12 protein-coding genes are annotated in these 21,759 nt (G+C 47.4%); 6 read left to right on the top strand and 6 right to left on the bottom strand.

The features are described from left to right. The first annotated feature begins 2 nt into the window (after positions 1-2). Genes CPIN_RS12895 through CPIN_RS12885 form a run of 3 tightly spaced genes read left to right on the top strand, consistent with a single transcriptional unit; the run spans position 3 to position 5,743 of the window. Entirely contained in the window at positions 3-1,403 is a 1,401-nt protein-coding gene (locus tag CPIN_RS12895) for a TolC family protein (protein WP_012790243.1), read from the top strand. Between the two features lie 4 nt (positions 1,404-1,407). Further along, complete coding sequence (locus tag CPIN_RS12890) at positions 1,408-4,626, top strand: efflux RND transporter permease subunit (protein ID WP_012790242.1); 3,219 nt, start codon at positions 1,408-1,410, stop codon at positions 4,624-4,626. Position 4,627: 1 nt separating this feature from the next. Next, positions 4,628-5,743: an efflux RND transporter periplasmic adaptor subunit gene (locus CPIN_RS12885; protein ID WP_044218539.1), complete on the top strand. Its 1,116-nt coding sequence runs from the start codon at positions 4,628-4,630 to the stop codon at positions 5,741-5,743. Between the two features lie 76 nt (positions 5,744-5,819). Here CPIN_RS12885 and CPIN_RS12880 read toward each other — a convergent pair whose 3' ends face one another. The 4 genes from CPIN_RS12880 to CPIN_RS12860 form a co-directional block, all read right to left on the bottom strand. Then, positions 5,820-7,274 carry a T9SS type A sorting domain-containing protein gene (locus CPIN_RS12880; protein ID WP_012790240.1) on the bottom strand — a complete coding sequence of 485 codons (1,455 nt, stop codon included), beginning with the start codon at positions 7,272-7,274 and terminating at the stop codon, positions 5,820-5,822. A gap of 162 nt (positions 7,275-7,436) precedes the next feature. After that, positions 7,437-10,742, bottom strand: a complete 3,306-nt coding sequence (locus CPIN_RS38955) for a glycosyl hydrolase family 18 protein (protein ID WP_052306793.1) — start codon at positions 10,740-10,742, stop codon at positions 7,437-7,439. A gap of 393 nt (positions 10,743-11,135) precedes the next feature. After that, complete coding sequence (locus CPIN_RS12865) at positions 11,136-11,969, bottom strand: CvfB family protein (RefSeq protein ID WP_012790238.1); 834 nt, start codon at positions 11,967-11,969, stop codon at positions 11,136-11,138. Between the two features lie 28 nt (positions 11,970-11,997). Next, positions 11,998-12,504 (bottom strand): YdeI/OmpD-associated family protein, encoded by a 507-nt coding sequence (locus CPIN_RS12860; protein WP_012790237.1) that lies wholly within the window; start codon positions 12,502-12,504, stop codon positions 11,998-12,000. Between the two features lie 63 nt (positions 12,505-12,567). On the opposite strand from CPIN_RS12860, the gene CPIN_RS12855 reads away from it, so the two are divergent. Continuing rightward, positions 12,568-13,077, top strand: coding sequence for a GNAT family N-acetyltransferase (locus tag CPIN_RS12855; protein ID WP_012790236.1), 510 nt, complete (start codon positions 12,568-12,570; stop codon positions 13,075-13,077). Here the strand turns inward: CPIN_RS12855 and glgX are convergent. Both glgX and CPIN_RS12845 read right to left on the bottom strand, forming a co-directional pair. Beyond that, entirely contained in the window at positions 13,074-15,206 is a 2,133-nt protein-coding gene (gene glgX / locus CPIN_RS12850) for a glycogen debranching protein GlgX (protein ID WP_012790235.1), read from the bottom strand. The two genes, CPIN_RS12855 and glgX, sit on opposite strands and share 4 nt — an antisense overlap. A gap of 77 nt (positions 15,207-15,283) precedes the next feature. Continuing rightward, complete coding sequence (locus CPIN_RS12845; RefSeq protein ID WP_012790234.1) at positions 15,284-17,098, bottom strand: glycoside hydrolase family 13 protein; 1,815 nt, start codon at positions 17,096-17,098, stop codon at positions 15,284-15,286. Positions 17,099-17,306: 208 nt separating this feature from the next. Between CPIN_RS12845 and treZ the strand changes: the two genes are divergently transcribed. Both treZ and treY read left to right on the top strand, forming a co-directional pair. Continuing rightward, on the top strand, positions 17,307-19,139 hold the full coding sequence (gene treZ / locus CPIN_RS12840; protein WP_012790233.1) for a malto-oligosyltrehalose trehalohydrolase: 1,833 nt from the start codon (positions 17,307-17,309) through the stop codon (positions 19,137-19,139). Further along, positions 19,126-21,753: a malto-oligosyltrehalose synthase gene (gene treY / locus CPIN_RS12835; RefSeq protein WP_012790232.1), complete on the top strand. Its 2,628-nt coding sequence runs from the start codon at positions 19,126-19,128 to the stop codon at positions 21,751-21,753. Before treZ ends, treY begins: the two co-directional genes overlap by 14 nt. The last annotated feature ends 6 nt before the right edge of the window (positions 21,754-21,759 follow it).

The raw sequence follows: 21,759 nt of genomic DNA, 5'->3' as shown, positions 1-21,759 counted from the left end.
TCATGCAAACAAAAAGAATCGTCGTAGTCCTTTTCCTGCTGTTATGGCACGGATCGATGGAGGCGCTACACGCACAGCAGGTACTGACGTTGAAAGAAGCAGTACAGACCGCGCTGGCCAACTATGGGACCGTCAAGGCTAAAGCCAATTACCTGAGCGCGTCCAAAGCTACAGCCACACAGGCAAAGCGGGATTATCTACCAAACCTGAACGTATCCGCCCAGCAGGATTACGGTACCGTCAACGGGCAATTCGGGCCGTCTTATGGTCTGAATGGTTTAGGGGTAGCCTCTTCGGGTCCTACCCTTCCTTCACAGAACTGGAACGCGGCATTCGGCGGACTTTATCTCGCCAACCTGAACTGGGATTTCTTTGCTTTCGGCCGTGCCAAGGAGAGGATCAAAGCAGCACAGGCAGCGGTAAACAGAGACCAGTCAGACTGGGAACAGGAACAGTTTCAGCATTCCGTAAGGGTGGCAGGTGCTTATCTGAACCTGCTGGCAGCACAACGTCTTACCCGTTCCTGGTGGAACAACCTGGAACGTGCGGATACTTTCCGCTCAGTGGTGGTAACAAGAGCACTGAATGGACTGATTCCAGGCGTAGACTCTACCCTGGCCAATGCAGAGGTATCCAATGCAAAGATCGCCTATACCAAGGCGAAAGATGCGGAGCAGACCTATTCCAATCAGCTGGCACAACTGATGGGCGTACCGCCGATCAATTTCGTACTGGACACCTTATTTATCGCACGTATACCAGGTGCACTGTCTGACAGCGTCAGCGCAAATATCCAGGGGCATCCGTTACTGAAGTTCTACGAGAACCGTATTAAGGTCAGCGACGAACAGGCCCGTTATATCCATACGCTGAACTATCCTGCTTTCTCTGTATTCAGCGCAATACAGACGAGAGGCTCCGGATTTGACGCGAACTATATTACTGACCAGACGGCTTATAATAAGGGCTACTGGGATGGTGTTAAACCTAACCGCAGTAACTATCTGGTAGGTATAGGCGTCACATGGAACCTGACCTCTCCGCTGAGAGTGAAACACCAGACGGCCTCTCAGAAATATGTATCTAAAGGTCTCCAGGATGAATATGAGCTGGTACGTCAGCAACTGACAGCACAGTTAATACTGTCAGACACCCGGATCAAAAATGCACTCGACAACTACGCCGAAGCGCCGATACAGGTGAATGCAGCAACAGAAGCTTACAACCAGAGAACAGTATTATACCGGAACGGACTGAATACCATTGTGGACGTAACACAGGTATTCTATACCCTGAACCGTGCAGAGACAGACCGTGATATTGCCTACACTAATGTATGGCAGGCACTGTTGCTGAAAGCAGCTGCGAGTGGCAATTTTTCTCTATTCATCAATGAATTCTAATTAAATGAACCTGATAAGATCAGCATTACGCAAACCAATATCCATACTGGTAATAGTGGCTGCCCTGTTCTTCTTCGGTATAGGCGCCGTAAGAACGATCAAGGTGGACATCTTCCCAAAACTGGACCTGCCGGTGATGTACATCGCGCACCCTTTTGGCGGATACACTCCTACCCAGATGGAAGCCTACTTCGGTAAACAGTACATCAACATATTACTTTATGTAAATGGTATCAAGGCGATTGAAACCAAAAACATACAGGGTCTGACCCTCATTAAGGTGAGTTTTTATCCGGGCACGAATATGGCGCAGGCACAGGCAGAGCTCAGTGCATTCTGTAACCGTATTCAGGCCATCTTCCCTCCCGGTTCACAGCCGCCTTTCATTATCCGTTTTGACGCTTCCACCCTGCCTGTGGGCGAACTGGTATTAAGCAGCGAAAAACGTGGTAATAACGAACTGCTGGACCTGGCCAACACTTATGTACGTGCGTCCTTTACACAGATCCCTGGTCTGGTATCAGCACCTCCATTCGGTGGTAACTTACGTACCGTGGTGATCAAAGCAGACCCTGAACTGCTGCGTTCCCACAATCTGACGCCTGACCAGCTGGTAGAAGCGCTGCGTATCAACAACCAGACTTCTCCTTCCGGTAACGTACGTATCGGCGATGTGAACTATATCACACCAGCCAACACCGCTATCAGAACAGTAAAAGATTTTGAAAATATCCCGCTCTTTAAAGGTGGCGTACAGAACCTCTATCTGCGCGATGTAGCGACTGTAGAAGACGGCGCTGACGTCACTGCCGGTTACGCACTGGTAAACGGACGCCGTTCCGTATACCTCAGCGTGGCAAAATCCGGTGATGCATCTACCTGGGAAGTAGTACAGAAACTGAAGGCTGCATTGCCGAAGTTCCAGTCCCTGCTGCCGGAAGATGTAAAACTGACTTATGAATTTGACCAGTCCGTATATGTGATCAACGCGGTAAAAAGTCTGATCACTGAAGGTACGATCGGTGCAGTACTGACAGGTCTAATGGTACTATTGTTCCTGGGTGACCCAAGAGGTGCGCTGATTGTGATACTGACCATTCCGACATCTATCATCGCGGCGGTATTGTGTCTGAAACTGGCGGGACAGACCATCAACATCATGACATTGAGTGGTCTGGCACTGGCGATCGGTATATTGGTCGATGAAAGTACGGTGACGATAGAAAATATACACCAGCACCTTGACATGGGTAAGCCGAAGGGACTGGCCATATGGGATGCGTGTAAGGAGATCGCTTTCCCGAAACTGCTGATCCTGTTTTGTATCCTGGCGGTATTTGCGCCAGCGTTCACAATGGGTGGTATCCCGGGTTCACTGTTCCTGCCGCTGGCATTGGCGATCGGATTTGCGATGATCATCTCCTACTTCCTGGCGCAGACCTTCGTACCTATCATGGCCAACTGGCTGATGAAAGACCACGTACATCACAAAGCAGGAGAACCAGTTGCACATCACGATAAAAAAGAACTGATAGAGAGAGCTGATTTTGATAATAATGGTAAGGTAACCGGCTTTGAACGTGTGCGTAACCGCTTTATGCGCTTTATGAACCGCGTAATGCCTGCACGTAAGCTGATTGTGACGGTTTACCTGGTAGCAGGTATTGCATTGGTGGTTGTGCTGATCAATAGTATCGGACGCGACGTATTACCACGTGGTAATGGCAGTCAGTTCCAGCTGCGTCTGCGTGCACCGGAAGGCACCAGGGCAGAGCGAACAGAGGAGATCACTATCAGGACGATCAATGCGATCAAGCGTATTGTAGGGCCGGAGCATGTATCTATCTCTTCTGCTTATGTGGGTCAGCACCCGGGACAGTTCTCCATCAGCCCGATCTATCTGTTTATGCCTGGTCCGCAGGAAGCAGTGATCCAGGTAGCACTGGAAGAGGATTACAAGGTGAATATGGATGAATTGAAAGATAAGATCAGGGCGGAAATGAAAAAAGAACTGCCTGGTGTGAAACCATCTTTCGAACCGATCGAACTGACAGACAAGATCCTGAGCCAGGGTTCTCCTACCCCTATAGAGGTAAGGTTTACCGGCAGAAACAAACAGCTGAATGAGCAGTTTGCAGCGAAGCTGATTACTAAACTGAACCGGATCTCTTACCTGAGAGACGTGCAGTTGGGACAGTCTACCAAATACCCTTCCCTGCGTGTGAACATCGACCGTATCCGTGCAGCACAACTGGGTGTGGATGTAAGTGATATTTCCCGTTCACTGACGGCTTCTACTTCTTCTTCCCGTTATACAGAGAAGAACATCTGGATTGATGAAAAATCCAACCTGAGTTATAGTGTACAGGTACAGGTACCGGAAAACAAAATGACGGATATACAGTCCATCAATGAGATTCCGCTGCTGAAAAATTCCAGCAGACCGGTACTGGGAGATGTGGCGACTATCGTACCCGATACGACTTACGGAGAGGCGGATAACCTTGGTGCTATTCCGAGTTTGTCTGTTACGGCCAATACGAACAACATTGACCTGGGTACAGCATCTGCGGATGTACAGAAAGCAATCAACTCACTGGGCGAACTGCCACGTGGTCTGAACGTGGAACTGATCGGTCTGAGTTCTACGCTGACTGATACGCTGGACAGCTTACAATCCGGGTTATTGGTTGCGATTGTGGTGATCTTCCTGATGCTGGCGGCTAACTTCCAGTCATTTAAAGTATCTGCGGTGGTACTGGCATCTGTACCGGCGGTACTGATCGGATCCCTGACATTGCTGCTGCTGACCGGCTCAACGCTGAACTTACAGTCTTACATGGGTATCATCATGTCTGTGGGGGTATCGATATCGAATGCGGTGTTACTGATCACGAATGCGGAGCAGTTACGACTGGAAAATGGTAACGCACTACTTTCCGCAAAAGAAGCAGTAGGTTTGCGTCTCCGTCCTATCCTGATGACGAGTCTTGCGATGGTGGCAGGTATGATTCCTATGGCCAGCGGCCTGGGTGAATCCGGCGACCAGACATCTCCGCTGGGACGTGCGGTAATCGGCGGCCTGATCGCCTCTACCTTCAGCACCCTGTTTATATTACCACTGGTATTTGCATGGGCGCAGGGTAAAGCGACTACCCAATCGGTATCACTCGATCCGGAAGATAAAGAAAGTAAAAACTATGTACCATCCTTACACGAATAATATGAACAGTCTTAAAGCACTTGCTATCACAATAAGTTTACCTGCCACACTGCTGTTCAGCAGCTGTAGTCACACAGAAGGTAAATCAGAAAATAAAGAAAACGCACAGGAGGAAGCTCCTGTTGCAGCAATATCCCTGCAAAAAGGTAAACTCGCCTCTTCTCTGCAACTGCCTGGTGAGCTGATTGCTTATCAGCAGGTAGATATCTATGCGAAGGTGAGCAGCTTTGTAAAAAAGCTGCATGTAGATGTGGGTACGGAAGTAAGTCAGGGACAACTGCTGGCTACAATGGAAGCACCAGAGATCAGTTCTCAGCTGGCCGGTGCAGAATCCAGGATCAAATCACAGGAGGCGGTATACCTGGCGAGCAAAGCTAATTATGACCGTTTGTATAATACCAGTCTGACACCAGGTACCGTTTCCAAAAACGACCTGGATATAGCGCAGGCGCGTATGAAATCAGACCTGGCACAATGGGATGCCGGTAAGGCTGCTTACAGGGAGATCTCTGACAACAGAAACTATCTGGAGATCAGAGCACCATTTTCCGGCGTTATCAGTGCAAGAAATGTGAGTGCGGGCGCTTATGTTGGTCCGACAGGAAAAGGCTCTGAATTGCCTTTATTTACCCTTCAGGAGCAAAAGAAACTGCGTCTGGTAATCTCCGTTCCGGAATCTTATACTGCTTACCTGAACAGCAGCAGCGAGGTGAAGTTCAATGTGAAAGCATTTACCGGTCAGCAGTTTACTGCGAAGGTAAACCGTCTTTCCGGTGCACTGGATGCCCGTCTGCGTTCACAGCGTATTGAAATGGATGTGATCAATAATGATAAAAAATTGTTACCGGGTATGATCGCGGAAGTGAATATTCCGATGGACGCGGCTGACAGTACCTTCCTGGTACCGAAAGCAGCGGTGGTGAATTCTACAGTAAATGTGTTCGTGGTAAGGGTAACAAACGGCAAAGCGGAAAGAGTACAGGTACAAACCGGCCGCGAAGCTGAAGGTAAAGTTGAAATCTATGGTAATCTCAACGAAGGCGACACCATTCTGGCTGCCGCTAACGAAGAAGTAAGAGATGGCGCTGAACTGAAGCACGTTAAAACAGGCAAGTAAGAAAGGATGAAATCACAAGAAAAAGGCGCCCGCCAAAAGCGGGACGCCTTTTTACATATATATAGGGAGCCGAATACTACTGAACGACTATTTTCTTTGTATAATACCTGCTACCGTTTGTAACCACCAGCACATATACGCCACCTGCTACATTTCCTGTATTCACGGATACAGTCGCCGCATTGGCCGTCTGATACACTACCGGCGTTTTATTCACATCTACCAGCGATACTTTCAATGGCGCTTTAGCGTCATATTCTGTTACCCTTACTGTCAGTGAACTACCTCTGCTGACAGGATTCGGGAAAACGACAAGTCCTTTGTCAGACGATACGGACAACCCGTCTTTTTCTTCAGGAGCTACGCTTACTGTGGCAGCAGCCAGTTTTTCTACTCTGATGGAAGATACCTGGTCATTCCAGCCTGCTTCCATAGAAGCTGCATCCGCAGTAAATACCTTGGAGGAACCGGTGAAGTTGTCATCCATGTAGAAAGTTACTCTGTAACCGGCAGCTACTTTCAGTGAGGTAACATCGTCATTCCGGGCGCCGTAGGCTCTCAGGGTTGTCAGGTTGTAATTACCTTCCGGCAGGTATACCCCGTAACCACCGTAATTGATATCCTGGAACAGGCTGGCAACAATTGGCTTAGGTGTGCTATAAGTAAAGGGATATTTCTGCTGTGCCTGTACGAATTGTGTTTCATATTCGCTGGTCCAGCCGAATGCTGTTGTTGCCAGTGACTTCAGATTTACACCTGCAGCTCCGCTCCAGAAATGTACAAATTCACCCATGTTCATGCCGCCGTTGTATTCGGAGCCGGAACGGGCAAAATAAAGCGCTACCTGTACGAAATAACGGTTTAATACCTGTGTACCACCGTACTGATTGTAGATGGGATAAAACCAGTCTCTGAACCATGCCGTATTAGCTCTCGGGAAGTTATCCCGGCCAGCAGTAAACTGTGTGTAGACTGAGTTCTGGTAGGTAGTCAGTCCCAGACCTTTGTAGACGTCATAAATGTAGATTTCGGCCCATTTACTGTCTCCCCAGATACCGAAGGCAGGAGAGCCATGTGTGTTTTTAGAGCCGATTTCCACAATATGCCCTACTTCGTGCGTCAGCAGATTATGGTCACCTTCTGTTGCACCTGTCCAGTTACCCGGACCAGCATCAATCACATTTCTGAAATCGTGGCTGGCGTCAAAGTAAGTAGAAGGATGGCCACCGCTGTACTTGTTGGTGTGCATAACGGCATACAGCTGCGGTTCTGTACCGAAGGAGCCGTATGTCTTTTTAGTGTACCGCCATACGTCTGACAGGAACTGATTGGGCCAGGTGACGGAGCGGCTTACATCATTGTCATAGTAGAGCGCCAGGTCATTATCCAGGTAGACACGCTGCAATAGCTGCACGTGTTCAAACCAATGTTCCTGCCAGGTTGCAGGAGTCGTCTGGGCCTGTACCTGTGACAGAGGAGATACGAGGCAGCTGGCGAACATCGCCAGTAAACAGTAGAAGTGTTTACGCATAATTAAACGGTTAATTTGAGGGAAAAGATCACCGGACTTTCAACCAGTGAAGGTTAATATAAAAACGTTTGATTACATCATGATTATTTACTGTTTCCTGCCTCGCACACATCTGCTTTAAAGGAAGGACTACCTGCAGACAGCCTTTCCCGTGTTATATGGTTACTGAATCAGTACCTTGCTGGTAAATATGTTATTACCATTGGTAACAGTCAATATATAGAAACCACCGGCCATATTGCCTGTAGATAATGTCACTACTGCGGCGTTGGCTTTCTTATAAGCTACTACCCGCTTATTCACATCTACTACCGATACGTGTACCGGAGCGGCTGCGTTGTATTTTTTCACGTTAACGGTCAGCGTACTACCTTTCATTACCGGGTTAGGATATATCAGCAGACTGCCATTCGCAGCAATACTCACAGCTGTTTTTTCCTGTTGTACGGCAGCGATTGAAGACGCAGTCAATGCTGTTGCTGCTGCCCAGTTAAATCTTTCCCATCCGTCAATAGCAGGTCTGTTACAAGTAATTGCCTGCTCACCATTTTCGGAGGAAACATACATTCCGTTGCTGCCACGCAGGGAAACGGAACCATCACTGTTGCTGATCCAGTCGAATACTTCCCATCCGTCAATAGCAGGTCTGTTGCAGGTCATTGCCTGTTCGCCATTTTCAGAAGAAACATACAGACCGTTGTTACCTCTCAGCGCGATCTTACCGTTACCCGCATCTATGACAGTAAAGAGTTCCCATGCCTGCGGAGTATCGGAATCACACCACATAGCACCCTGTCCGTTTCTTGAATTAACGTATTTGCTGTTAAAGCCCTGTAACCAGATCGTTTTACCGATCGGTACAGTCGTCGGATTCGGGTTTGTTACGGTCGTATCGCCTCTCTGCAGTACAACCTGGTTGATCGCGTTCAGGAGGGAGTTCGCACCGGTAACATCCTGTGACAGTTCCCAGATCATGATACCACCACCCTGGTCGAATGCCAGGTTAGTTTTCGCCTTGATAGTAGGTATACCATTGTAACCTACGCCCTGGTAAGTGTCCGCGTTTGGACTTGCACCTCTGGCCAGCAGCTGCGCGTAAGATTCCCAGCTGGGACGGCCATAGAATGGTACACCCAGGATGGCTTTTTCTTTTGGCAAACCACGACCTCTCCAGTAGTTCAGCGAACGCTGTGCATAACTATAGGTAGAGTGCTGATAATCGTTTTCATCATATGCCATCAGTGTCAGGTAATCCACCAGCGGGAATACGCTACTCAGGATACTTGCTCCGTTTTCACCGACTACAGCAGCTGTAAGCAGTTTACCACGGCCATGCAGCTGAGTGGAAAGTTCTGTCATCAGCAATACGTAGTTGTCAGCAGAAGCACCATTGTCAGGATATTCCCAGTCAATATCAGCGCCATCAAGGCTATACTGGTTTACGAATGCAATCACAGCGTTCACGAAAGTGGTACGGGTAGACGCATTACGTGCCAGGTTTTCAAAGCCCTGATCGTTACCATTGTTCCATCCGCCGATAGAGATCGATACTTTAACACCGGCAGCGTGTGACTGGGTTACCAGCGCGCGTAACGCGGTTGGATTGTCAAGTCCCTGCAGGGTACCATCGTTGTTTGGCAGGAGGAACGCATAGTTCACATTTGTCAGCTTGTTATAAGGCACTTTGCTGGTGCTGGGACTACCCGCCCATCCTGGCCAGTAACCTACAACTTTAAACTGACCTGGCGCCGCAGTCGGCCCCTCCTGGTCAGGAACATCCTGTGCATTACCGACTACGCTGTAACCGAATGCTTCCCAGCCACTGGCTGTAGGACGGGTGCAGGTCATTGCAGCAGCACCGTTCTCAGAAGAGATGAACAGACCGTTACTTCCTCTGAGAGACACTTTACCGTCAGCCGTTTCTAGCCAGTCAAATGCTTCCCAACCCTGAATAGCAGGTCTGTTACAGGTGATTGCCTGCTCACCGTTTTCAGAAGAAACATACATACCGTTGTTACCTCTCAGGGCGATCTTACCGTTACCTGCATCTACCACGGTAAAGAGTTCCCATGCCTGTGGAGCATCAGAATCGCACCACATAGCGCCCTGACCGTTCTTTGAGTTAACGTATTTGTTGTTAAAGCCCTGCAGCCAGATCGTTTTACCGACAGGCGCGTTAGCAGAACTTCTGCCTGGCGCTACGGCAGCGATGGTGTTTGTGTTCTTTACATTGTTGGCAAACCTGATGTTATTCAGTACAGCGCTCATATTGCCGGCACCATCCATCAGGTATGGCGGAGGAATCCGCAATAAAGCGGCATTTTCACCACCGTCAAAACGTTTGTAGGTCCAGTGGAACCAACCCACTCCGGCAGCATTCATCGCAGCGATATTGGCACGCAGCCAGTTGCTGTTGTTTTCTCCGGTCTCTCCCACTACTACCGGGACATTGTGTGTGTTACGGAAGTTGTTAATGTTACCCAGTTCATTGATCTGGTTAGCATCGCCATTGGTGGTTGTAGTCGATGTGGAAGTACCATAACGGTGCGCGTTGTACACCAGGTTACTTCTGTTGGTAAAAGTGAATGGTTCGAGGTAGTTGTACTGGTTACCCCAGCCATTTCCTTCTACCATTAACAGGTGTGTGTCACCCTGTGCACGAATAGCGTTGATCAGTCTTTCAAAGAGCGAGTGGATACTCTGATTAGCCGGAACGTTGTTTGGTTCGTTGATCAGATCATAAAAACCTACACGGTCATCATTGATGTAACGTGCAGAGATACGCTGCCATAAGCGTACGGTGATGTCCTGATAGATAGGTTTGTTCCAGAGGTCATTACCCATCAGTGCATCAGAGATGTTGGCATCTGTACCAGCAGCACCCGGAGCTGCGTGCAGGTCAAGTACCACATACATGTTGTTGGCAGCACACCATTTCAACAGGCTGTCTGTCAGGCGGAAACCTTCCAGGTTCTGATCGTTGAACAGCTGGTTGTTGTTGTACCAGGTGGTCAGCGAACTTACATAGCTGTTGTAAGTTGATGCGTTACGCGCTACACCATTTCTTACTGCCCGCTGTGCAGCTGTCAGAAAAAGGTCATAATGTAACGGCAGGCGGACACTGTTAAAACCCTGTGAAGCCAGGTAATCAATATCTGCTTTGGTGATAAAATTGTCACGCCAGCTCTGGTAGAATGCTTCTACCGCGGCGTCGCTCTGCCCCTGGTCATAGAGGCGCTTTTTAATGGACCATTGTGTACCGCCGCCAGAGAAGGAAGGTTTGATCATATATCCTTCCTGCAACAGCCAGCCACCGACATTGATCCCTTTAAAGATCACTTCCTGGTTACTGGCGTTGACGATACGTTTTCCATCTGCCCGCAGGCGGGACAGCTGGGAAAATGCCTGCTCCGCACCCAGACAGAGGAGCAGCAGCAAAAGTGTACAGAATAGTCTTAGTTGACGCATACTTTGTGGAATGCACAACCGGTTTGTGTAATGGATTTTCATTCGAGGGTGTTATTTAAGGTTTATCATAGACTAAAAGGTACGGTTCAACCAGGCTCCGTCGAGTCAGGCCAACATATTTGTCGTATAAGTACGGTAAGGGTACCACGCAAACGATTACTATTTTTTTGCAGTGTGATCAGCCGAAACACAGTAGACTGATATGCAACAGATAAACAGTGTGTGTTGTAACAGGAAAATGTATAATGAGGAAAGCTTTGCTGCCAGGGACTATCGGATATTCATATGATAAATATACATAGCGGACGGATTGCATTGCGTGTTTGTTGCTCTTCATCCGGATAGGGTTATACAAACAAAAAGAGGATGCAAATGCATCCTCTTTTGACTATTTTATTCTTCATCGATCAGTTTAATACCTGTCTGGGTGAAGATGATTTTATGTTGTTTATACAAAGCGCCTGTGGTCATTTTGAAGGTCTTCTTACTCATGCTGAAGAATTCATAGATCTCTTCAGGATCGGATTTATCATGGTAAGGCAGGTAGCCGTCATTTTCTTTCAGCAAACGCAGGATCTTATCCGCTTCACTTTCCACTCTGTCGTAGCCAGGTTTACCGACTACCACGTCGATCTTTTCTCTTTTGATGGACTTGATGAAGCCTTTAAGTTTATCGCCTATATCCAGGGTACCGAATACTTCGCTGTAATGCAGTACACCGGTATGTTGATTATTGATAATAACAATGAAACCTATTTCAGAACGGCGGTATACGATCATGTCTACCATATCCAGTTCTTTCACGGTCAGGTTTTCGTTGCTTAAATAAGGATCTATTTTTTCGGTAGCGGCTACGCGGTTGGTCAGTTCATCCAGGTAGATCTTTACCAGGTAATCCTGTCCGGGGTGCATTTTGCTGAGCTGTTTCGAAGCTGGTACGAACAGATCTTTCATGAGTCCCCAGTCCAGGAAAGCGCCCTGTTCTGTCACACCGGTTGCTTTCAGGTTCACTATATCGCCTACTATTCCATATGGCTCCTGGTTAGTGGCAGTCAACCGGTTTTCGGAATCGTGATAAATGAATACTTTGAGTTCATCTCCTTTTTGGGCGCCGGCAGGTACGAAACGTTTCGGCATCAGGATCTCCTGATCGCCCCCATCCAGGAACAGGCCGTATTCGCTTTCTTTCTTTACCCTTAACAGGTTGTATTCACCTACTTTATACATGTAATCGCTTTATTTTGCCGCGAAGGTACTATTTTCCTTTGTTTGATCGGATCATTGCCGGATAATCCTGTTTACGGGCCAGTCCGGTAAGGGACTGTGCAATGCGTTTTGCTTTGGTCGGTTCAGTTTTGGCTGACTCGATCCATTTCAGAAAATAGTTCTGGTGACCTTTGGTCAATGTGTTGAAAAAAGCCAGGGCTTCCGGATCGTCCTGGAGGCATTCCGTGAATTCAGGGGATGTAACAGGATCGGGGTTATCGTCTTCTTTCAGCTGTATTTCAACTTTAGCCCCCACCTTTTTGGCGATGCCTTTGCGCATTTCAGCGTTCAGGGGTAGTATAAAGGAACCATCTCCCATAGGCATCAGTGCGATTGCAGCTATGGCGTATTTATCCAGCTTTCCTTTTACCCGGAATATCTTCCTGTTACCGGGCTTTATTTCCTGTGCGATATCTTCCGGCACGGAAACATATGTCCATCCTGACTTCTCTCCCTGCTGCTCAAATTTCAATATGGTTGCGGTATACTTAACCATCTAGCATTTTTTTTGCTAACTTACTTAATAGCTGTCATTTTAAGAACTTATAGAAACAGTACTATGCTTATCTGCGAAACAGCACGCCTGCAACTCCGTCGATTTACCATTGATGACGCACCCTTTATATACCATTTACTGAACTCTCCTACCTGGCTGATTTATATCGGGGACAGGAATGTCAGGGGCATCCATGACGCCCGCAATTATCTGATCAATGGACCATTAGCCAGCTATGACCAGTATGGTTTCGGATTATACCTGGTGGCGCTGAAAGAGGAAAAAACACCTATCGGGATGACAGGGTTGATAAAAAGAGATGGATTGGAAGAGGTGGATATCGGGTTTGCATTTCTACCTGCTTACACTGGTAAAGGGTATGCTTATGAGGCAGCCAATGCAATAAAAGACTATGCCCTTACTACATTAAAACTGCCCCGGGTTGCTGCTATTACAACGGAAAAAAATGACCATGCCATTGCGCTGCTGAATAAGATCGGCCTGCACCATGAGAAAATGGTACAATTGCCGGGCAGCAGTATGGAATTCATGTATTTTTCAACTAATGGCTAGTGCATCAGTTTATGGCGAAGCACCATAACAGAGCGGGCATCCACATTAATCGTCTCTTCTGCTTTTAATACTTCTTCCCGTTCCGTGATCTGAAGATCACGGGTATCGAGGACCTTTGTCCAGGTATGACCATACTTTTCCAGCGGCAGGGTGAAGTCCAGCGGTTCATAATGTGCATTGAAAATGATATAAAAGCTATCATCCACGATCTGCTCTCCCTTTGGTCCGCTATTATGTAGTCCTTTACCGTTAAAAAAGACAGCCATCGACTTTGCAAAGTCGTGACTCCAGTGTTCATCTGACATTTCCGAGCCATCCGGCAGGAACCAGGCAATATCTTCCAGCCCTATTCCTTTGATTGGTTGTCCCTGGAACCAGCGTCTGCGACAGAAGGCAGGGTGTGCCCTCCTCAGTGCTATCAGTTGCCGGGTGAACTGCAGGAGCCCATTATCGATCTGCTGCCAATTCACCCACGATAACTCATTATCCTGGCAATAGCAGTTGTTGTTCCCTTTTTGCGTACGGCCCAGTTCATCCCCTGCGACTATCATCGGTACCCCTTGTGACAAGAGGAGTGTTGCAAAGAAATTACGTTGCTGGCGGCTTCTCAATGCCAGTACCCCCTCATCATCCGTAGCTCCTTCAGCGCCGCAATTCCAGGAACGGTTATGCTCATCCCCATCCCGGTTGTCGTCGAGATTGGCCTCGTTATGTTTGTCGTTGTAGGATACCAGATCCCGCAGGGTAAAACCATCGTGAGCTGTTACGAAGTTGATACTGGCCGTAGGACTACGATAGTCATTCTTATACAGATCAGAGCTACCGGTAAAACGTTCGGCAAATTCGCCCAGCATACTATCGGCCCCTCTCCAGTAGTCACGGATGCAATCACGGTATTTACCATTCCATTCTGCCCAGCCGGGTGGAAATTTTCCTACCTGGTAGCCACCTTCACCAATATCCCAGGGTTCTGCGATCAATTTCACCTGGGAGATTACCGGATCCTGGTAGACGATGTCAAAGAAGGCGCTCAGTGTATTTACTTCATGGAGTTCACGGGCTAATGTGGAGGCCAGGTCAAAGCGGAAGCCGTCTACGTGCATTTCCTGGATCCAGTAACGCAGACTGTCCATCATCAGGCGCAGTACGTTGGGCAGGTACGCGTTCAAGGTATTCCCGGTACCGGTATAGTCCATGTAGTAGCGTTTGTCTTCCGTCAGGCGATAGTAAGACGCGTTGTCTATTCCCCGGAAAGACAAAGTCGGCCCCATTTGGTTTCCTTCACCTGTATGATTGTACACCACATCCAGGATCACTTCGATACCTGCCTGGTGCAGCGTTTTAACCAATTGCTTGAATTCGGTGACCTGTTCTCCCAATACGCCGCCCGCTGCATAGCGGGCATCCGGTGCAAAAAAGCCTATGGTATTATAGCCCCAGTAGTTCGTCAGTCCTCGGTCTACCAGGTGTCTGTCCGCTACAAAGTGATGAACAGGCATTAATTCGATAGCCGTAATACCCAGTTCCTTCAGGTAATTAACAGTCACCGGATGGGCCATACCGGCATAAGTCCCCCGGATATCTTCCGGAACATCGGGATGCAGCTTTGTAAAGCCTTTGACATGTGCCTCGTAGATAATGGACTCATTATATGCGATCTTGGGAGCACGGTCGCCTTCCCAGTCAAAAGACTGATCAATCACTACACTTTTTGGAATAAAGGGTACGCTATCTACATCGCTGAAGCTGAGATCCTCTTCAGGATCACCCATTTTATATCCAAACAGGGCATCACTCCAGTCGATGGTGCCTGCGATTGCTTTGGCGTATGGATCTATCAATAATTTCTTTGCGTTGAAGCGATGACCGTTTTGTGGTTCATAAGGACCATGTACGCGGTAACCGTACAGCTGGCCGGGTTTTATGTCAGGTATGTAACAGTGCCATACCTGGTGAGAACGTTCCTTGATTTTTATCTTAACGGCTTCTGCCTCGTCAGCGGTTGTATTAAAGAGGCAGAGTTCAACACCGGTTGCATTATCTGCATAGAGGGCAAAATTTACTCCTTTTCCGTCCCAGGTGGCCCCTAACGGATAGGGACTTCCAGGATATACTACAGTCTGGTTCATAGCACATGATTGGCCTCCCACTATCCCTTCCCGCTTTGAGGAAGGGATAGCATGGAGTATGTTTAGTTAATCATTTGTCAAATAGCAAGCTCATTGGATTCGAGGCTTGAGTTTTCTTCTTTTATTTTCTCAAGCGGCAGGTCTTCAGCAAAAGCCTGTTCCTCGTCCTGCAAGGGCGGCAAGTCTGTTGGCAGTGGTCCGAAGACCAATGCCTGATAAGGAGCAAGTGTTACGGTATCATTCTCCAGTTTGAAGGAGAGCATATTATTCACGAGTGGTTCAGTACCGATGTCGAGTACAAACGGCAATGTATACAACACCTCTTCTTTTGAAAAGTTGAGAACGATCAGCATTTTCTCCTGGTCCAGTGTACGGGTGTAGGTGTACACCTGTGGATGATCGGCATCCAGCAATTCATATTTGCCATGGATCAGTACTGGTTTATGTTTACGCAACAGTACCAGTTGCTTGAAGTATTGTAAAACAGAGCGTTCATCCCTATCCTGTTGCGCGGCGTTGATCAACTTGTAATTTTCATTGATTTTCAGCCAGGGTTTACCGGTTGTAAAACCCGCATTAGGCGATTCATCCCATTGAAAGGGCGTACGACCATTATCTCTGCCAGTGAGAGCTGCATCTTTCAGAAAATGCGGTAAATCACCGCCCTGGCTTTGAATGTATTTATACATGTTGATGGTCTCGATGTCGCGGTAGTCTTCTATCTTCTCAAAACGGATATTTGTCATACCGAGTTCATCGCCATAATAGAAAATCGGCGTCGCTCTCATGGTAAGCAAAAAGGTGATCAGCATCTTGGAAGAGATTTCGCGGAATTGCTCATCGTCATTCCCCCAACGGGTTACCATACGCGGCTGATCGTGATTACCAAGGTAAATAGTGCCCCAGCCATCCAGTTCAAATATCCTGTCCCAGTCAGTGTATAACTGTTTCAGCTGGCGGAGATCAATACCCTTGGGATCGAGACGTTTATATCCTTCTTTTGTGAATCCCAGTTGTACGCCTTCGAAATGATATAGCATGTGCAGTTCTTTCCGGTCTTCCTTCACGAAATCCAGCGCTTCTTCTCTTGTAATACCGGAAGCTTCCGCCAATGTAGTGACATCTGGCCGGTTAAGCGTTTCACGGTGTAATTCCTGTAAGTATTCATGTAAGTGCGGACCGTGCGCGTAATAACCAGCCCAGTCATGCTGGTATTTTTCTGCTACTAATTTTTCCACATCCGGCCAGCTGGTATCTTTGGAGATATAACAGATGGCATCCATTCTAAAGCCGTCCACGCCTTTATCAAACCAGAAGTTCATAATGGCATAAATGTCTTTACGCGTTTGCGGATTTTCCCAATTGAGGTCGGGCATTTTTTCGGAGAAGTAATGCAGATAGTAAGAATCCGTTGCTTTATTATATGTCCATGCGCTGCCTGTAGCGTCGAAGTGACTATAGCGGCGGGGCGGTTTGCCTTTTTCGGCCGGCCACCAATGGTAATAGTTATAGTAAGGGCTTTGCCGGGACTGTTTTGCTTCCTGAAACCAGGGATGTTCGTCACTGGTATGGTTGACAACGATATCCATCATCAGACGGATGTTTCTGTCGTGCAGCCCTTTAAGCAAAGCGTCAAAATCTGCCATTGTACCCACCTCTTTCATGATATCATAATAGTCACTGATATCATATCCATTATCATCATTCGGAGATTTGTAAACGGGATTTAACCATACCATATCGATACCCAGACGCTGAATATAGTCGAGTTTGGATATGATACCCTGCAGATCTCCGATGCCGTCACCATTACTGTCTTTAAAACTCCATGGATATATCTGATAGATGATCGACTCTTTCCACCAGTTTGTGTCCTTTACTTTACTTGACATAGATAGATCTACTTTCGGGTTAATGACATATACTTAGCAAAAACCCTGCACAGTTCAATCTGTTGTGTGTAAGCTGGGACAAGACTTTTTTTTTGGCCCAGACTGTAGAAATTGTGCCGCATAATTTCCACATGATCAAGCTGATAAATAGCTATGATGCGAAGCAGATCACTGGCATATTATTTTCAGCTTCTCCCTCAAAAAAACTTTGGCAAATATTTATCCTTTTGCAGGGGCTGCTTTGCAGTCGGACAATACATGTAAGTTCAGTGTATGGGCTCCATTTCGTCAACAGGTCGCATTATCGGTGATACAGCCGGAGCCACAGATTTATCCTATGCAACGGGATGATAAAGGCTACTGGCATACGACGATAGAAGGTTTATCCGCAGGTGTACGATATAAATATATCCTGGATGAGGCCACTACCTTACCGGACCCGGCCTCCCGTTACCAGCCGGAAGGCGTACACGGGCCATCTGAAGTCATTAACCCGGATTTTGAATGGACTGATAACAGCTGGGCAGGACTTGAGTTGCGTGATCTGATTATTTATGAGTTACATACCGGTACCTTTTCTCAGACACACGATTTCCAGGGCATCATTGACAAACTGGGCTATCTCCGGTCATTGGGGATTACTGCTATAGAACTGATGCCGGTAGGACAATTTCCCGGTGATCGCAACTGGGGATATGATGGCGTTTATCCTTTTGCTGTACAAAATTCCTATGGAGGTGTAAACGGATTAAAGGCACTGGTGAATGCCGCCCACCAACATGGTATAGCGGTGATCCTGGATGTAGTGTATAATCACCTGGGACCGGAGGGGAATTATTTTGCGCAATATGGACCATGGTTTACCGACAAGTATAAAACGCCCTGGGGTCCTGCGCTCAATTTTGATGATGCCTGGTGTGATGCGGTCAGAGCTTATTATATTCAGAATGCGTTGATGTGGTTGGATGAATTCCATATCGACGGACTAAGAATGGATGCGGTGCATGCGATATGGGATTGTGGTGCGCATCACTTTACAGCGGAATTGTCTGCATTAGTAGATGCGCTACAAGCATCATCGGGAAAGAAGAAATTTCTGATTGCGGAGATTGATCTGAATAGTCCAAAGTACATTACACCAAGGGAAAAAGGTGGTTATGGGATGCATGGGCAGTGGATAGATGAATTTCATCATGCGTTGCATAGTCTGCTGACAGGTGAAGTGAATGGCTATTATGCGGATTTCGGCGGACTGGGGCCTATGGCAAAGTCTTACCAGGATTCATATGTATTTACCGGGGAATATTCCGGTGTGCGGAAAAGACATTTTGGTGTGGCGCCTTTAAGGAATGATTACCATCAGTTTGTTGTGTTTGCGCAAAACCATGATCAGATCGGCAACAGGATGTTAGGAGACAGGCTGACGACGCAATTGTCATTTGAGGCGCAGAAACTGGCAGCAGCGGTAGTGTTGTTATCGCCGCATATTCCGCTATTGTTCATGGGAGAAGAATATGGCGAGACCAGGCCTTTTCAGTTCTTTACCAGTCATAGTGACAAAGACCTTATTGCGGCTGTTACGAATGGACGCAGAGAGGAATTTGCCTCTTTTGCCTGGGAAGGAGAAGTACCCGATCCACAATCTGTTGAAACATTTAATAACTCCACGCTTAGCTGGCATACCAGAACCGATAATGCGGCAGCTTTGATGGAACTATACCGGTTTCTGATCGCATTCCGCAGAACGAGACAAGCGATGCTGAATACATCAAGAGAGGGGGTAAAAGTCCAGATCCCACAAGTGGAGGAACAATTGCTGCTAGTGGAACGATCAGGTAATGATGACCATCTGTTGTTGCTGTTTAATTTTAGTGATCATGCAGTGACTTATCAATATACAGGATCAGGAGAACTGTTGAAAAAGTTTGACTCCGCCGCTGCCATCTGGCATGGACCAGGCAGTACAACACCTGACCAGGCGACCACTTCTGAAGCTATCTCAATACAACCATTCTCAGCTATCGTTTATGAAATCATATAATCCACCTTCTTCTACTTATCGTCTGCAATTGCATGGCGGATTTACATTTGCCGATCTGAAAGATATCCTGGACTATCTCGATAAATTAGGGATTTCCACCGCGTACGCCTCTCCTATTTTCACGGCTTCACCGGGCAGTATGCATGGATATGACGTCACTGAGCCACATGCGATCAACCCTGCTATTGGCAACATTGAACAGCTGCGGGAGATAAAAAAAATACTGCAGGAAAAGGGAATGAACTGGCTACAGGACATCGTACCTAACCATATGGCTTTTCACATGAGCAATCATCGGTTGTATGATGTGATGGAACGGGGGCCTTTGTCGCCTTACTACGAATATTTTGATATCGATTGGCAGCACCCCTCCCCTGAACTGGCAGGTAAACTGATGACACCTTTTCTGGGGAAAAGTATGGAAGATTGTGTTGAGGAAGGGGAAATCAAACTGGCGTATACAGATAAGGGATTAGAGATCAATTACTTTGAACAGACTTTCCCTTTGTCTATCTCCGCATATGAAGTATTACAATCCGTATTAAAGGATAGTGATGCCCTGCCGGTACTTGGATTGTTTGATGATTTGTATCAACAGGCCACGAAAGGGATTGCCCTGAAAGATTGGGTACAGGTAAAGCGGGAATTGTATAATACGGCTAACCGGTCGGTGCTGGAAGGTATTGCAACGCGGATCAGTAATGATAAATCTGTCTTACTGCAGTTGATGCGGCAACAATATTATCATCTTTCCGGCTGGCAGGAGGCAGATCGCCAGATCAACTACCGACGTTTCTTTACGGTGAATGAGCTGATTACGCTAAGTATGGAATCACAGACTGTGTTTGATGAGTACCATACCTTTCTGCATAGTCTGTACCGGGAGGAACTGATACAGGGATTACGTATCGATCATATCGATGGTTTGCGCGACCCCGCGACTTATATACAACGCCTGCGGATGTTGTTTGGAAGTAGTTGTTACATTATTGCAGAGAAGATCCTGGAGCACGAAGAAGTCCTGCCTCCGGACTGGGCATTGCAGGGTACGAGTGGTTATGAGTTTCTTGCTTTTACTAATCATCTGCTGACGAGTAAGGATGGAGAAAAACAACTGACCACCTGGTATCAGGAGTTACTACCTGAGCAGTCAGCTTACCAGGACATCGTGTATGAGAAGAAAAGGCTGATTTTAGAGCGATACATGGGCGGAGAATGGGAGAATCTCATTCGCTACTGTTATGCGCTTAAACTGGCCGATGCGCGTACTAACCGCGAACAGCTGAAGGAAGCCATTGCGTTATTTATTATTTGTTTGCCGGTATACCGGCTCTATCCCGGACAGTTTCCCATCGATGATTACTCCCGGGAAATTATTCAAAGCACGTTTGTCCGCATACGGGCGATGAATCGCCGTGCAGAAACTGAGATTGGCTTGCTGGAAGCTTTATGGGAAGAAATTCCTGATGCGGAGAGAGCCCGTAACCGGTTGTTGTTCCTCCAGCGGCTGATGCAGTTTACCGGTCCGGTGACGGCTAAAGGAGTTGAAGACACTACTTTCTATATATACAATGCATTGCTTTCACATAATGAGGTGGGCGATAGTCCGGCGATAGCTGACTTTTCCATCAATACCTTCCACCAGCGTTTAGCCGCCCGTCAGCAACATACCCCTGCCTCTCTGAATACCACTTCCACCCATGATACTAAACGCGGAGAAGATGGTCGTATGCGACTGAATATGTTATCACTGCACCCTTCTCTATGGAAAGAACAGATAACGCAATGGCGGGAGCAATTTCAGCCTGGTGATCTGACACTGAATGATGAATATTTTATTTACCAGTCGGTCATTTCAGGTTTTCCTGTCGATGGGGTTGTCAATGCCGAATATATTGAACGTTTGCAACAGTATCTGATTAAAGCCCTGCGGGAGGCGAAAGTAAATACGGCGTGGTCAGCTCCAAAAGAAGCATACGAAAAACATGCTACTACCTTCGTACAACGCCTGCTGACAGATGAAGGTTTTCTAAGCAGTGTGCGCCGTTTTATTGACATCATCGATGAACAGGCATTTGCAGCAACGCTTGCGCAGGTGTTGATTAAAATCACTGCCCCGGGTATTCCGGATATTTACCAGGGCTGTGAGCTGTGGGATTATAGTTATGTGGATCCGGATAACCGTCGTCCTGTGAATTATAATATGCGGCGGCAGTACCTGGAAAATATTATTTCCCGGGAACAACAGCCTGACTTCTTTCAATATCTTTCTCAGAATAGGCGGATGGGGCTGGAAAAATTGTTTGTCACCTGGAAGACTTTAAATTTCCGGCGGAAGTATGCTGAGCTTTTCCTGGATGGTGATTATCTGCCTTTACAGACGAATAGCGAGCAGATTGTGGCATATGCCCGGGTATACAGACAGGATTGGGTAATTGTCATTGTGCCGCTGTTTGGCGAGATTGGTGTGGATGCAGCGGTATTATTGCCGGCAGGCGCACCGGGGAAATGGGAAAATATTTTTACGGGGGAAATGGTGAATGGTGGCGGACAGATAAGGGTTGCGGAGGTGTTTGAGAAGTTTAGGCTGGGGTTGTTGAAGGCAGATTTTTAAAAAAGA

It is taken from the genome of Chitinophaga pinensis DSM 2588, assembly GCF_000024005.1.
Classification (GTDB): Bacteria; Bacteroidota; Bacteroidia; order Chitinophagales; family Chitinophagaceae; genus Chitinophaga; species Chitinophaga pinensis.
The sequence above is the reverse complement of the archived record's forward strand: the minus strand, read 5'-3'. Positions and strand labels throughout refer to the sequence as shown.